This is a genomic window from Psychrobacter sp. ANT_H56B (genome assembly GCF_008369245.1).
GTDB classification, from domain to species: Bacteria; Pseudomonadota; Gammaproteobacteria; order Pseudomonadales; family Moraxellaceae; genus Psychrobacter; species Psychrobacter cryohalolentis.
In genome coordinates this window covers 74,040-89,467 of the sequence record NZ_VOBF01000007.1, presented here as the reverse complement: position 1 = coordinate 89,467, position 15,428 = coordinate 74,040, and the positions used below count along the sequence as shown (strand labels likewise).

At 42.0% G+C, this 15,428-nt stretch carries 14 protein-coding genes and 1 tRNA gene; 6 read left to right on the top strand and 9 right to left on the bottom strand.

Annotated elements, in window-relative coordinates:
- Window positions 1-86: 86 nt before the first annotated feature.
- The 3 genes from trpA to FQ082_RS09390 form a co-directional block, all read right to left on the bottom strand.
- Complete coding sequence (gene trpA, locus FQ082_RS09400) at window positions 87-905, bottom strand: tryptophan synthase subunit alpha (RefSeq protein WP_149492912.1); 819 nt, start codon at window positions 903-905, stop codon at window positions 87-89.
- 114 nt (window positions 906-1,019) lie between these two features.
- Window positions 1,020-2,222, bottom strand: a complete 1,203-nt coding sequence (gene trpB / locus FQ082_RS09395; RefSeq protein ID WP_188018944.1) for a tryptophan synthase subunit beta — start codon at window positions 2,220-2,222, stop codon at window positions 1,020-1,022.
- Window positions 2,223-2,402: 180 nt separating this feature from the next.
- Window positions 2,403-3,086, bottom strand: coding sequence for a phosphoribosylanthranilate isomerase (locus FQ082_RS09390; protein WP_149492910.1), 684 nt, complete (start codon window positions 3,084-3,086; stop codon window positions 2,403-2,405).
- 137 nt (window positions 3,087-3,223) lie between these two features.
- Between FQ082_RS09390 and FQ082_RS09385 the strand changes: the two genes are divergently transcribed.
- A complete protein-coding gene (locus FQ082_RS09385; protein ID WP_149492909.1) occupies window positions 3,224-4,849 on the top strand; it encodes a cryptochrome/photolyase family protein in 1,626 nt (541 codons plus the stop codon).
- 171 nt (window positions 4,850-5,020) lie between these two features.
- Here FQ082_RS09385 and FQ082_RS09380 read toward each other — a convergent pair whose 3' ends face one another.
- Entirely contained in the window at window positions 5,021-5,788 is a 768-nt protein-coding gene (locus FQ082_RS09380) for a DUF4230 domain-containing protein (RefSeq protein ID WP_149492908.1), read from the bottom strand.
- A 749-nt stretch (window positions 5,789-6,537) separates the two neighbouring features.
- On the opposite strand from FQ082_RS09380, the gene FQ082_RS09375 reads away from it, so the two are divergent.
- Complete coding sequence (locus tag FQ082_RS09375) at window positions 6,538-8,256, top strand: proline--tRNA ligase (RefSeq protein ID WP_149492907.1); 1,719 nt, start codon at window positions 6,538-6,540, stop codon at window positions 8,254-8,256.
- A 103-nt stretch (window positions 8,257-8,359) separates the two neighbouring features.
- Here the strand turns inward: FQ082_RS09375 and queF are convergent, their stop codons facing one another.
- The 4 genes from queF to FQ082_RS09355 form a co-directional block, all read right to left on the bottom strand.
- Entirely contained in the window at window positions 8,360-9,217 is an 858-nt protein-coding gene (queF, locus tag FQ082_RS09370) for an NADPH-dependent 7-cyano-7-deazaguanine reductase QueF (RefSeq protein WP_149492906.1), read from the bottom strand.
- A 114-nt stretch (window positions 9,218-9,331) separates the two neighbouring features.
- The gene (locus FQ082_RS09365) at window positions 9,332-10,105 is read right to left on the bottom strand and encodes an ABC transporter permease (RefSeq protein ID WP_149492905.1); all 774 of its coding nucleotides are present in this window, start codon (window positions 10,103-10,105) and stop codon (window positions 9,332-9,334) included.
- Between the two features lie 179 nt (window positions 10,106-10,284).
- Window positions 10,285-11,232 (bottom strand): ABC transporter ATP-binding protein, encoded by a 948-nt coding sequence (locus FQ082_RS09360; RefSeq protein WP_149492904.1) that lies wholly within the window; start codon window positions 11,230-11,232, stop codon window positions 10,285-10,287.
- 239 nt (window positions 11,233-11,471) lie between these two features.
- On the bottom strand, window positions 11,472-12,149 hold the full coding sequence (locus FQ082_RS09355; RefSeq protein WP_149492903.1) for a c-type cytochrome: 678 nt from the start codon (window positions 12,147-12,149) through the stop codon (window positions 11,472-11,474).
- 298 nt (window positions 12,150-12,447) lie between these two features.
- Here FQ082_RS09355 and FQ082_RS09350 point away from each other — a divergent pair.
- Window positions 12,448-12,524, top strand: a tRNA-Arg gene (locus FQ082_RS09350).
- Between the two features lie 324 nt (window positions 12,525-12,848).
- Here the strand turns inward: FQ082_RS09350 and FQ082_RS09345 are convergent.
- Window positions 12,849-13,310, bottom strand: coding sequence for a DUF2726 domain-containing protein (locus FQ082_RS09345; RefSeq protein ID WP_149492902.1), 462 nt, complete (start codon window positions 13,308-13,310; stop codon window positions 12,849-12,851).
- A 224-nt stretch (window positions 13,311-13,534) separates the two neighbouring features.
- Between FQ082_RS09345 and FQ082_RS09340 the strand changes: the two genes are divergently transcribed.
- From FQ082_RS09340 to FQ082_RS09330, 3 genes are all read left to right on the top strand, one after another.
- Window positions 13,535-13,879, top strand: a complete 345-nt coding sequence (locus FQ082_RS09340; protein ID WP_149492901.1) for a hypothetical protein — start codon at window positions 13,535-13,537, stop codon at window positions 13,877-13,879.
- A gap of 62 nt (window positions 13,880-13,941) precedes the next feature.
- Entirely contained in the window at window positions 13,942-15,138 is a 1,197-nt protein-coding gene (locus FQ082_RS09335) for a replication initiation factor domain-containing protein (RefSeq protein WP_188018939.1), read from the top strand.
- Complete coding sequence (locus FQ082_RS09330) at window positions 15,128-15,427, top strand: hypothetical protein (RefSeq protein ID WP_149492899.1); 300 nt, start codon at window positions 15,128-15,130, stop codon at window positions 15,425-15,427. Before FQ082_RS09335 ends, FQ082_RS09330 begins: the two co-directional genes overlap by 11 nt.
- The last annotated feature ends 1 nt before the right edge of the window (window position 15,428 follow it).

The following is a 15,428-nucleotide window of genomic DNA, read 5'->3' as shown; positions in this document are numbered from 1 at the left end:
CCATTTGCCTGTGTCTTTATAAACATTGTTATAAATACCCTCATAAATATTGTGACGATAACTTGCCCAACTGTTTGAGCGGGTGCTTATAAACTATCGAGTGCGCCGCGTAACTCATCCATTTTTGCCATAATTTTTTGCTGAGCATTAGCGACTGCAGTGATATCATTGGCATCGATATCAGCAAAGTTCTGCACCAATGCACTACCGACGATAATACCATCCGCATGAGCACCAATTGCTTTGGCAGAAGTTGCATCACGAATACCAAAGCCCACACATACTGGCAAATCCGTCTCTGCTTTAATGGCTTGTACTTGCCTTGCAACATCGTCAGTATCTAGCGTTGCTGAACCCGTCACGCCTTTTAAAGACACGTAGTAGATATAACCACCGCAATGGGTCAATACTTGCTGACGACGTTCAGCCAGCGTAGTTGGTGATAATAAGAAAATCTCATTCATCGCGTGCTCAGTCAAATGCTGGGTAAAGCTACCCGCTTCTGCTGGCGGCAAATCAACCATCAAAATACCATCGACGCCTGACTGCTCGCATAGCGCAACAAAGTTATCATAACCGATAATCTCTACTGGATTGAGGTAACCCATCAGGATAATTGGCGTCTGCGTGTCTTGCAGACGGAACTCTTTGACCATTTTTAGCGCATCACGAGTGCTCGTACCTGCTGCTAATGCACGCTCGCCTGCCAATGCTACTGTAGGACCATCTGCCATTGGGTCAGAAAATGGTAAGCCCACTTCAATCATATCTGCGCCATGCTTGACTAAATCATGCAGCAAGCCAACAAAGTTGTTTGGATTGGGATCGCCTGCCATCACATAAGGGATGAGTGCTTTTTTATTTTGTGCTTTTAGGGTTTCAAAGGTGCTTTCAATTCGGGTCATAGTGGTCTCTTAATTATTATAAACTGGCTCATTTGACCCTTTATTTAATAATAACGGGTCAAATCAGTAATTTTTCTTCCAAGGGATAATCCAGTTGTTACTAAAAAGTAGCTATTACAGCTCAATCCCTTCTGCCTTCATCACCGAATGCAAATCTTTATCGCCACGACCAGACATATTGACGATAATAGTTTGATCAGGAGTCATCGTTTTAGCCAGCTTCAGTGCATAAGCGACCGCATGAGCAGATTCAAGCGCCGGAATGATGCCTTCTTTACGCGTGACTTCATGGAAACCTTCTAACGACTCCTTATCGGTACAACCAACATATTCAACACGCTTCATATCTTTTAAGAAGCTATGCTCAGGACCAACACCAGGATAATCAAGTCCCGCCGAGATAGAATGGGTTTCTTGGATTTGACCTTCATCATCTGCCATCAAGTAAGTACGGTTACCGTGTAATACACCAATACGACCAGCAGCTAATGGTGCTGAATGGCGACCCGTTTCAATACCATCGCCTGTTGCTTCCACGCCATACATTTTGACATCAGTATCATTTAAGAAATCAAAGAATAGACCAATGGCATTTGAGCCGCCGCCAACACAAGCGACTAGCGCATCTGGTAATTTACCCGTCATTTGCAGATGTTGCACACGCGCTTCTTTACCAATAATTGCTTGGAAGTCGCGTACGAGTAATGGATAAGGATGCGGACCTGCAACCGTACCAATAATATAATATGTGCTATCCACATTGGTAACCCAATCACGCATGGCTTCATTCATCGCATCTTTAAGAGTACGTGAGCCAGAGGTTACTGGCACAACTGTCGCACCAAGTAAGCGCATACGATAGACGTTCATCTTTTGACGTTCAACATCGTCCGCGCCCATATAAACGATACACTCTAGTCCCAAACGCGCGGCAATCGTCGCCGTCGCAACGCCATGTTGCCCTGCTCCAGTTTCTGCAATAATACGTTTTTTGCCACTCATTTTGGCAAGGAGCGCTTGACCAATAGTATTATTGACCTTATGCGCGCCAGTATGGTTTAAGTCTTCACGCTTAAAGTAAATTTGCGCACCGCCAATCTCATCACTTAGACGCTTGGCATGATAGAGAGGCGTTGGGCGTCCAACATAGTTGACCAAATCATTGTGATATTCTTCCCAAAACGCAGGGTCTTTTTTGACTGTGTTATATAATGTTTCTAACTCTTCTAACGCTGCCATCAAGGTTTCAGAGACAAAGCGTCCGCCGTGGACGCCAAAATGTCCTCGCGCATCAGGATACTGGTTAAAATCTTGCACGCTTTCTGGATTGGTAAAGCTGTTAATAGCGTGTGCGGTGGCAGATACATCTTTGTTAGCGACATGACTCATGGTAATTCCTACTGTAATAAGTGGTATTTTTTAGGATAGCTGTTTTTTGGAAAAACTATAGGGAAAACTGTTTACATAGTTTGCTTTGGCAATTTGACAGCAGTAAAGCTAACTACTTATATTCGAAGGTTCGCTAAGCGTCTCGTTTTGCCATCGGTCGCGTTTGACTGATTTCATAAAGGCATGCATTTTTCCAACGTCTTTTTTGCCTTTATCAGACTCAATCCCACCGCTGACATCAACGGCATAAATTGGTAAGTCATAAGTGGCAGCGACATTATCGACATCAAGTCCACCGGCTAGGATAATCGGTAGTGAGCTGTCATTCGGTATCAGACTCCAGTCAAAGCGTGCGCCTGTACCGCCATACTTATGCTGATGGTAGGCATCTAGTAAAATGCTGCTCGCGCCTGCTGCCGCAAAACTGTCAATTTGCATATTCACACTCTCAAGCGTATCTTGTTCAGTATTGACACGCAACGCTTTAATCCAACGTTTATTGACGAGATTTGCCAGCTGACGGCACTGCTCGGGCGTTTCATCGCCGTGAAATTGGATAATATCAAAAGAGACATGATTTGCCAGTTCAATAAGCTCATCTTCAGGCATATTGACGACCAAAGCCACCACACTGATAAAAGCCGGTACTGCCGCACTCAATATTTGCGCCTGCTCGATTGTAACCGCACGAGGACTTGGCGGATAAAATACCAAGCCAATGGCGTCCGCATTGAGCTTAACAGCAGCTTTAATATCATCAAGTTGAGTAAATCCACAAAACTTAACGTGCATGAGGTGACCTTGCGAAAGACTGAATATGATGATTTGTTAATAAAGGAGCAAATCAATTGCATCCAAAAACTTATCCTAGCATACTTTTATTCATAGTTTTGTTTATGATTGCGATTGATTAATATGGGAATAGATGAATGTCTAAAACGGCGGTAGCGATAAAAAATAATTCACACAACAAAGTCGAGGATAGTCATCAGTTGCATTACCTCATGTGGTTTCGCCGTGATCTACGCGTTCATGACAATACTGCTTTGGCTACCATTTGTGAGCGTGCAAACGAAGACAATGCTCAGCTCAGCGCGGTATTTTTTCTTACCCTTGAGCAGTGGCAGGCACATGATATGTCGCTTACACAGCTTGATCATATCGCGCGAACACTCCCTATCCTCGCACAAAAACTGCATCAGTTGAACATCATTTTAACCATGCAAATCTGCCCTAGTTTTACTGATTGTATAGCTGCGTTGAGCGCATTATGTGAGACAAATAATATCAGCTGCGTGATGGCAAATCATGAGTACGAAGGTAATGAGGTTGCACGTGATGAGCAATTAACCAAAAAGCTCCTCGAGACTGATATTAAGTTTATCCGCTGGCATGACCAATGTATCTTACCACCGAAAAGTATCACTACCAATGACGATAGCATGTATCAAGTGTTTACCCCATTTTATAAAAAATGGCGGCATACTTTGGAGGTGAGTGACATACAAATTCATACAGCACTTGCCATCATAGGTAATAGACAAGTTAATTTAACATTATCAGAAATCAGCGCAAATACTACTCAAGATATAGAAGCATTGTGCAAAAAAACTGTCCACGACTATCAAGAATATCTACAAACTCATGAATCCTATCAATATATAGATACGGACAAGCAAATTAGCCAAGCTCGCCTTGCCTATCCTGCTGGCGAAGTTGCTGCTTGTCATCGATTAGAGCACTTTATCGCGGATGATATCAATAACTATGATGTGAGCCGCGATGTGCCAAGCTTACAGGCGACCAGTCAGCTATCCGCTTACCTTACTATTGGAACAATCAGTCCTAGAGTGTGTTATTTACAAGCTACTCAGGCATTAGGGGAATTACATGGAAATGATGGTGACAACTTTGACAGCGGTGACAATAATGACATCAACCGCTGGATAAGCGAGCTGGCTTGGCGAGATTTTTATCGCCATGTTTTAGATTATAAGCCTGAGCTTATCCGCCATCAGGCTTATAAAAATGAGACTGATAAGAAAATCAACTGGTCATATGATGAAGATGCTTTTGCAGCATGGCGTGAGGGCAAAACGGGTGTGCCATTAGTCGATGCAGCGATGCGCTGCCTTAATGCGACAGGCTATATGCACAATCGTTTGCGCATGGTTACCGCGATGTTTTTGACCAAAGATTTATTGATTGATTGGCGCTGGGGTGAGCGTTACTTTATGCAGCAGCTGATAGACGGTGACTTTGCATCAAATAATGGTGGCTGGCAGTGGAGCGCATCAACAGGTACAGATTCTGCGCCCTATTTTCGTATTATGAATCCCTTTAGCCAAGCTAAAAGCCATGATGCTGAAGGAATATTCATTAAGACTTGGCTGCCTGAATTAAAATCGATTCCTACCAGCATCTTGCATAGCGAGGATAAAATGCGCAAGGCACTGAGTAAAAACGGTACCTTTACAGACATTGATTATCCTGTGTCAATCGTTGAGCATAAACTGGCACGCCAATTAGCGATTGCTGAGTTTAAAAAAGAGTAGTATCTATAGTTAGAATATCTCAAAAACGCTACAGTGCTGCTGGTATAAATTTTTTGCAGCCTCTGTCTGCGTAGGCACAGCAAGCAAGAAAAATTAATATCAGCAGTACTTGATGTATCGATATTACTTTTCGCTGACTATACAACCATTATCTGCTGAGAATGGGTTTAATTATTTGTTAACCGTAGCAGTTGTCGATGCTGAAGCGACTGAAGGCAACTGACATGAACCAGCGCCTTGCGTGGTGACCGTCACTACTGCGCCAGTTAATGCAAATAACTGCTGCAATTGCGTTTGCGCGTTATTTAACGCCATTGTCATGACATCACCGCGGCAAGCACGTTCAAGCACCTCGGCTTTTGCCATACTTTGTGCTTGTTTTAGAATTTTTGGATCGACTTGCATCATCCCAAAAGCACCGGTTTGCCAATCGTAAATCTCGATGTCATCTAGATAGACTGAAAATATCTCTGATGACGGCAGCGTAATATTAATTTTTGGCATAATAGAAACGGAGGCATTAAGATCAGCGTTTTCAGCATTATTTATTTCCGACTCGGTAGGCTGTATCACTTGTACCATCTCAGGTGTCAGTGCGCTCAAGTCAATGCCTGCTTCTACGCGACCACGAGCAATAAATAGCGCCTTTTGCTCGTCTTGCCATAGCTTCATCCAACTGCCTGAACGCTGACTAGTAATCACCGTATCAACGCTGAATGCCACCGTCTCCAAACGATTCAAGTTCTGAATTTGTGTCACCACACCCTCACGAGTGATGGTTTCTATGGGCTCTTCTTTGGTAATATTCTGCACAGTATAGATAGCGAAAACGATGGCTGAGAGACCAGCAAGCAATACGATCCACGACATCATAGCGATAGATTTTTTCGCTTTTGAATCAGTCGTATCAAGAGGATTTCGATTATCAGAACTGTTCATATAAACACCTTTATGGTTTTATCATAATTTTATCGATTATTTTTATAACTATAGTCTATTCCAAATAGAACAGATACGTTATATTCCAACGCGGAACTGCTGTAAACTTTTCTGGCATGCTATGCCTACGCTGACAGAGGCTGCGTAAAATTCATTTTAGTCCCGCTATATTGTTTTAATGCTGAATTCACTATACCTATTATTAGAACTACACAAAAAATCACGTACTAAATAATAAATGCTGTTTTTAAGCAGCAACTTCAAGTAATGACTACCAATACTCTACATAATTACCAATAATGCCCTTTTCAAAAAACCACTTATTCATTTGCTATAAATACATTTAGAACTGGTAAATAATCGAGTTATAGCTGTCTGATTCAACCCTTTAAGCAACCTTCGCTCTGAAAAAACAAAAAGTCATTGCGTCTTAGGCTAACTTTACCTAACATAGTCAGGTTGTATGTTTAAAATATCGGTATACAGGTATTTTTCGAGCTTTATGCTAAAGACAGTGCTCGATGAAGTCTGATATTTTTATACAAAATAATATGTTATATCCTTTTTTAGATGCTGTTTACGAACGCACTGCTTACTAGCGTACTGTCTGTTGTAGTACTTTCTAGCTAGGGCATGTCCTACACTATTACCAAGTAATAACAGGTAATCTTGCGTCGGCTATCAAACCACACGCTCAACATCCTACTATTTCTTATTTATTTTATCGTCGATAAGGTTCCGCTTTATTTATGAAAGCCAGTCAATTTTTATTTGCCACGCTAAAAGAAACACCCAGTGATGCAGATATCGCTTCAAGCCAATTAATGGTTAGAGCCGGTCTGATTCGCAAAATCGCTTCTGGATTATATATCTGGTTGCCAATGGGTTTGCGCGTATTGCAAAAAGTCGAGCGTATCGTTCGCGAAGAGATGCAAAATATCGGCGCTCAAGAAGTGCTTATGCCGATGACTCAGCCTGCTGAGCTTTGGCAGCTGACCGGACGTTTTAACGACTATGGTCCTGAGCTACTACGCTTTAAAGACCGTCATGACCGCGATTTTGTATTGGGACCGACTCACGAAGAAGTCATTACCAATCTCGCCCAAGGCGAGCTGCGCAGTTATAAGCAATTACCGATTACTTTCTTTCAAATTCAAAATAAGTTCCGTGATGAGATTCGTCCACGCTTTGGTGTGATGCGCGCACGCGAATTTACTATGAAAGATGCCTATTCATTTCACGTTGACCAAGCGTCACTGGCAAAGACGTATGATGAGATGTATGACGCTTATACGCGCATATTCACGCGCTTAGGTCTTGATTTCCGTGCGGTACAAGCCGACACCGGCTCGATCGGCGGCTTTGCCTCTCACGAGTTCCATGTCCTAGCAGACAGCGGCGAAGATGATATTGCTTTCTCTGATTCGTCTGAATATGCTGCCAACGTTGAGCTTGCAGAATCTGTGAGTACGGCAGAACGCCAGCCTGCGACGATGGCTCGCGAGAATATTGATACCGTCAATATGCCAACCTGTGAAGCCGTTGCTGAGCATTTAAATGTTCCGCTTGCTACAACTGTCAAAACATTGATTGTGCAAGGTCATACGCCAGAAGGTGAGCCGCAGCTTATCGCTGTGGTATTACGCGGCGACCATACGTTAAACACCATAAAAGCCGAAAAAATTGAAGAAGCCAATGTCCCTTTAACGATGGCAACGGAAGAAGAGCTAAAAGCCGCTGGTCTGCATAAAGGCTATATCGGCGTTGAGCTTAATATGCCAGTCTTTGTAGATCGTGCAGCAGCAGCATTGTCCGACTTTGTCTCTGGTGCCAATGAAATTAACAAGCACACGACGGGTATGAATTGGGAGCGTGACGCGCATATCACCCGTATTGTTGATATTCGCAATGTACACGAAGGCGACCCTTCTCCTGACGGTAAAGGTACGCTACAGATCAAACGCGGTATCGAAGTCGGTCATATCTTCCAGTTGGGTGATAAATACTCGCAAGCGATGAACTGCACGGTATCAGGTGAAGATGGCAAGCCGGTCACTTTGATGATGGGCTGTTACGGTATTGGCGTCAGCCGTATTATCGCTGCTGCTATTGAGCAAAACAACGATGAAAACGGCATTATGTGGCCATCAACACCAGATGTTAGTGATTCTTTAGCACCTTTTGAAGTCGCTATCGTGCCAATGAAATCAAAAGAAGACACCGTTATGGAAACAGCAACAGCATTGTACGAGGAGCTAAAAGCTCTTGGTATCAATGTATTGTTTGATGACCGTAATGAACGCCCAGGCGTGAAGTTTGCTGACCTTGAGCTGATTGGTATTCCGCATCGTATCGTAGTATCTGACCGTAACTTGGCAGAAGATAAATACGAATACGTTAATCGCCGTGATAGTGAAAAGCAACTACTTAGCCGTGATGAAGTAGTAGCTAAAGTCAGCGGTAAATAGTGCAATGATAAAATCAGTACCATAAAAAGCGCCTATCTCATTATATGAGATAGGCGCTTTTTATTCTTAGAGGTTTATTTAACAACCATTCACAATGCTTTTATTACTGACGAATCAAACGGCTAGGCACAGGCAATAATGTAATATCGCTCACACGACAAGGATTGATATCAATGCCGCCACGGCGTGTATACCAAGCACGAACCATGAGCTCACTTGGCTTATAGTATTGACTCAAATCAGCAAATATCTGCTCAACACACTGCTCATGAAAGCCATTATGCTGACGGAAACTTAATATATAACGCAGCATATTTGCGTTATTAATGGGCTTATTACTGGTTATCGAAACTGCCAATGTCCCCCAATCCGGCTGATTGGTGACCGGACAATTACTACGTAATAGATTAGAATAAAAGCTAAAAGCTTTACCATCTGCTATGTGAGCGTCACTTGTATTATGTTCTAATAATGACGCATCAGGATGCAGCGTTAATGCTACTTTCTCAGTACTGTCCGCTAGTGCATCATCAATACAAATGCCATCAGGCTGAGCGATCAATAGCCCTGAATGCTCATCCTCTAAATCAAACAATTCAACATTAACTTCAGCTTGTACGCATTTCGACAAATCTGTCGCTATCAGCGTTTGTACTGCTTCCCAACTACCAAATTCAGTAAAGTTGATACTATTTAGATAAAGCTTCAATGACTTTGATTCAACAATAAATGACGAGCTTGCCGGAATGCCAAAGCGTGCTATCGCGACCTGCGATATACCTTGCTCATTTAACCATGACAGCTCAAATGCCTGCCACCAATCGATACCTACCTCTAGCTTATCATCCTGCCAACCAATGACCTCTCGCCCCATACTACGAGCAATCGGATATAACGTCTCTGGACTATACTCAGTTGGATAATCAGTGGTTTGTTCACCCAAGATACCGTGGATACTCATTGGTATTTCCTAATAGTAATGATTGAAATTAAATAATATTTAAAGTTTTAGTAAGATTATTAACCAGTTCAAGTGCTCGAACGGAATGAAAGATTTATATAAACCTTATTCTTCCTACAAACGTACGCGCGAGCCGTCACTTAATAGTCGATAGGCAATGGTATAAAATATCGCACAAAAAGCAAAAATAGCGCCCATTGAATACCAGACATTGACGTCAGAATAGCCTAAAATCCCATATCGGAATGAGTTGACCATATAAACGATTGGGTTCAATAATGAGATATTTTGCCAAAATGGTGATAAGTTTTCCATCGAGTAGAACACCCCGCCAAGATATGTCAACGGCGTTAATACAAAACTGGGAATGATGGAGATATCATCAAAAGAGCGGGCAAATACAGCATTAATAAAGCCGCCCAATGAAAACAGAATAGAGGTGCCAAGGACAGTAAATATGGTCACAAATAAATGTTCAATACCCAAATCAGTAAAGAACAGCGCCACGATCGAGACAATGATACCAATCGCTAATCCGCGGAAAATACCACCGCTGATATAGCCCATCAAAATAGCATGTTTTGATACGGGCGAGACCAAAAGCTCCTCGATACTGGCGGTGAATTTGGCACTAAAAAAGCTTGAGACCACGTTAGAATAGCTGTTAGTGATGATTGCCATCATAATCAAACCAGGCACGATAAACTGCATATACGGCACACCGCCCATTTCACCCACACGTGGTCCAATCATCTTACCAAAGATGACAAAATACAGACTCATGGTAATGACTGGCGGCAATAACGTCTGCGGCCAAATACGTATAATCCGGCGCACTTCTTTGACCAAAATAGTGCGAAATGCAATCCAGCGTTGTGCAAAGTTCATGCGGTATCTCTCCTAAGCGCCTAGGCTTGCTAGAGCAAATAGTCTCTAGTGCAAGCAGATTTGCCTATCTGATTGTTCCATTTAATATATATGTTAACTGAAGACTTATTAATACGGTCTTATTATTCATAAAAATTCGTTATAAAGCCCAACTTTCGAAGGTAGCTAATGCTCAAGAGCTAAGAGCTTAAAGGCTCATGTAGGCTTTTATCTACCAGACGCATAAACAGCTCTTCTAAACGATTGGCTTTATTACGCATACTCGCGACCGTAATACCTTGCTCAGACAATTGAGTAAAGACACCATTTAACGACTCACCTTCTGTCAATGTTACCTCAATCGTCAAATCATCCGGCTGCACGACATCCGTCACACCAGCTAATACTATTTGATGTGTTAACGGAGTCGCCACATCAAAGACAAAAGTCTCAACCGATAACTGCGCAAGCAAGTCTTTCATTTCAGTATTGATACGAATTTCACCGTGATCCAAAATCGCGATACGCTTACACAGCTGCTCAGCTTCTTCAAGATAATGCGTAGTTAGAATAATGGTGGTGTTTTCTTCAATATTAATCTGTTCCATAAACTCCCACATTGAGCGGCGTAGCTCAATATCAACCCCAGCAGTCGGTTCATCTAATATCAATAGACGTGGCTTATGTATGAGCGCCCGTGCAATCATCAATCGACGCTTCATACCACCTGAGAGCTCACGCGATTTACTGTCACGTTTGTCCCAAAGTCCCAACGCTTTGAGCAACTTCTCTGCACGCGGTTTTGCTTCTTTTGCTGCAATGCCAAAATAGCCTGCTTGAGTAATAAGAATGTCTTCAACTTTTTCAAACTGATTAAAGTTAAACTCTTGCGGTACTACGCCCAAAAATTGCTTGGCTTTTGAGGGATCAGATAACAAGTCCGTACCAAAGATATGGACACTACCCGCTGTTGGCTTAAAGAGCGAGCTGATGATACCAATCATCGTTGACTTACCAGCACCATTTGGTCCCAGTAACGCAAAAAATCCCCCTTGCGGAACCGTAAGACTGACATCTTTTAATGCCGAAAATCCGTTGCTATAAGTTTTGGATAAATTCTGAATCGATAGTGCTGGTACTTCAGACATGAATACCTCTTTATGAATGATTAATCTAAAAAATGCTGTATCAGCATGCCAATTCTTATAATCGTTGCTGTCGTGTATTAATGTGAGGCTGAAGGGAAGCTATTTCAACGGTGGAATATCATAACGACGACATGAGTCCTATCAATCATACATAAAAAAGCACCTACCTCACTATGAGATAGGTGCTTTTTATTTATTGCCTTTTGAAGTGCGATATTAAAGCACCTTAGCAATAAAAACTAGCTGGCTTCACCAACCATATAATCAACGGCATTTTGCACTTCTTCATCAGGGATATCTGCGCCGCCTTTGGCAGGCATAGCATTGAAACCATTGATAGCATGGGTATATAGGGTATCTTTACCTTTTGCTATACGAGGTCCCCAAGCACCCGCATCACCTAACTTAGGAGAGCCGAGCAGTCCTGACGCATGACAAGTTTGGCATACTGCGTTATAGACTGCTTTACCATCACGAGGACCATCGCCTGCAGCTGGACCAGCAGAACGAGCCGTCACGTCACAAACTTCATCTTCTTCAAAACATATTTTGGCAACAGGCTGAATACGAGCAATCAGGTTTGGGTATAACGCAATCAGCTTTTTTACTTGCGGCGTATCTTGTGGAATTGGCTCTTCGACAGCAGCTGGTGCGGCTGCCGCAGTTGCCTCGGCTGGTGCATCTGTTGCTGTCGCGTCTGCTTGTGCAGTTGCATCAGCAGAAGCAGCGCCATCCGTGGTGTCAGCCGCCGCTTGAGGCTCATCACCTAGCTTTTGAGGGGCATTTTCGACAACCTCTTTGCCTTCTGCAACAGCAGATATAGTAACGGGTGTATCTATAGCACTTTCAGCTTGGCTCACAGCGATACTAGCGATTCCTAGAATGGCAGCTGCCGATAACATAACTACTTTTCTCATTCGTCACGTTCTCTTATTACGTATACAAGGGTCATCATGACTTAGACATTCTGTCTGTCCTCCTTTGACAACAAACCGTTGTCAATAGCAAACAGCCATCCCGCATGCGAGCGCACTTGTAATCGGTGATTATAAATATGGATTCTCCCTGACATTATAAGGGAAAAGACGGGTAGATTGCCATGCCTGTTTGCGGACTATGCTGTTTTTTCTTAAAAAACCTCAATAGCTGGCTTCATTCATTGGCTTTATGACTTTTATTTGTTAGACTAAGCGGTCTTTATTTCTAGGCACTTTTGCGCTCGTAGCTCAGTTGGATAGAGTATCGGTCTCCGAAGCCGAGGGTCGTGGGTTCGATTCCCGCCGAGCGCACCAATATTTTTCATTCTCTTTGTCTATCTCAGCCATCACTTCATAAAACGTCATCTCAGGCTCAAGCCTTGCCATCTCTGCTATTTGGAATATTTCAAATGGTGTTGGTTTTGTCTTTCCTTTTTTCCAGTCGCTAAATTTAGTTTCAGATATGGCTAATTTTTTAGCTATTGCCTTCTGTGTTTTTTCATAAAATTTAGCTCTTGCTATGAGCATTTCTAGTTTCATGGTATTTTCCTATGCTTGCTTAATAGGAGTAATTCCAATATTATTGGAATTACTCAAGTTTAGTTGTATTTTCTTTAATTTAATTCTACACCATTAAAACTAAGAAAGTATGTCAGAACGTAACTGATTTTTGGGTGGCATCACTGGATATCGCAATACCTTGTATCCTGCTTCTCTCAACATTTCATCTCGTTCTGCATCTTTAGCTTCTTTACCATTATGACTCTTATCGTCCAATTCGATGACTGCAAGTATTTTGAAGTTTTGGTCAGTAATAACAAAGTCAGCAATCTTCTGACTAAATTTATTCCTAGTTGCATAGCTACTTGTCCAAAGTATCGCACCTAAAGCTACTTGAACAAATATGTGACATTCAGGAACTGACTGCTTCAACTCACCAAACATCGTTTTCTCGTGAGCCGTCATTAAATGACTACTTTTAATTTCTGTTTTGGTGGATTTTGTTGTTTGTTTTTCTTTCTTTGATTTATCGCCTTTCATTGCATTAAGAACGAATAAAACAATGACTACCATTATTACTATTGCAATTAATATTTCCATGATTTTTCCTTATGGTGATTTATGAATTACACGCCTTTTTTAGACATGAATCTCTTAGTTTCCGACGATCTTCTTCATGCCCTGCATGATGTTCAATTTGCTCTTATTGGTTTGTTGTTCGCCATCATGCTTTTTGGATATATAGTTTTTAGTTCAGTTCAGTATTTAGTTTTATATCTATTACGTCCCAAGTATAAAAAGCGTCCTTACATCGATGCAGTTCCATGATTAATTTTATCTTAGGCATTTTATTTACAGCCTTTCTTATGTTTTCAGTAGCTTTTTATTGCCTTCGAGGTTGCCCAATGACACACAAATTCTATGAAACAGATAAGCAGTTCCAGCAAGAAGCTGTTGTCTTTGTCGCTTTATCTCTTAATGAATCTGCTTGTGTCCTTATCTCTGACGGAAATATAGCAGAAGCAGAAGAAATAGCCTTAATCGAATTAATAAACATCAGCAAACAAAAATCTTTTGACAAACCAACCATTAATACCATAGCGCTTTACTTAAACCTAGTACAAGAAGAAAACAACCACATGCGCCAAGCTTTCACCAAACACAGATAGAACGAAAATTTTCGGGGGAACGAAACCCCCCATTAGTAACACGGGGGTAACGGATTATGCAAATGAACGAAACTACGCTTTTAGACGGTATTCGCCAAATCTCTCAGCAGTACAGCTCTGTTGTTGTTGATAAAAATGGTAAGCCCCAAGAAGTTTGCACCCGTGTACCCGTTAACGGTGAAATAGCCGTAATTGATGCCCTTAACCTAGTTGTTCACCCTGATACGTTTGACACCCATTTACACCAAAACATGATTAACCCTGATTTATGTCCTGATCAAAAACGCAAGTTAGCTACCCAGACCGCCTACCATATTGGAAATGTACTTAGGCTAATAATGGGTGAAGATTTTGCCGATATTCATGACACAAATACAAGCCGTAACCGTTATCACTACACCTTCCGCATTGGAGACACAGTAGCGCCGTTGGGCTTAATCGGTATTCACAATTTTAATGCTGATAATCCTAGTATTTTGGTCATGATTTATGGTGAAGGTACGCACGTTGCTGAAACGTGGTGGGAATACGGTTTGTTCCAGTGGTTAAGTTCTAACGCTATTGATCCTCGTATCTCTCGTTGTGACCTTGCCCATGATGATATTGAAGGTATTTATAGCAGTTCCGAATTAGCCGATGACGCTGACACGAATGGCGGTTTTGCCCTTACCAATAAGTTACCGCAAGTCCAGCACTTAGGTGATTGGAAACGTCATGAAGGTCGTGGTCGTACGCTCCAAGTCGGTAGCCGTGCTAACGGTAAGTTGTACCGTGGTTATGAAAAAGGTAAACAGTTAGGTGATCCCGAATCACCGTGGTTTCGTCATGAAGTTGAGCTTGGTAATAAGTCTCGCATCATACCGCTTGATGTTCTTTTGCACCCTAGTGAGTATTTTGCAGGCACTTATCCCTATATGGCTGAAATTGCCCAGCTTGCTGGTGTTAATGAGAATTTTTGTCCTACCCGTATTGCCACCATTAAAAAAGATATGAGTATTAGTTTTCAAAAGTCTGTAACCGTTGTCAAGCATCAGTTTGGGCGTTACATGAAAGTATTCCGCGACATCTTCAAAGATGACAGTGAAATACTAGAAATGTTAGTTACCGAAAAGACCGATTACTACCCCAAGCGTTTAAAGTTATTCGAGAAAGTTATTTTTAGACCGATGCACTGGTGTTCTTTTCCCAAAGTTACCAATACGCACCTTACCCATTCACCATACGAAAACGTATTAAAGGAGCATTTATATGCAATTTAAATCTTTGTCCCGTGTTACCGCAATGAAGCCTAGTAAAGGTGAATTTGAAGGTCGCCCTTATGATTCTACCAAAGTATATGTCGAGACAGATATGGCATCAGATGCAGAAGGTTTTGGCTCTGTGACCGTTTCCTATAATTGGGGCTTGTCTGATAACTACCATGATTTTGTACGCTCTACGGGTATTAAAAAGCCTTTTGATGCCGAAATCACTTGGGAAAATATTGTAGCAGGTCAAGGCTCTAAGCTCGTTTTAATCGATATTAAGCCTGTTACAGCCAACAAATAAT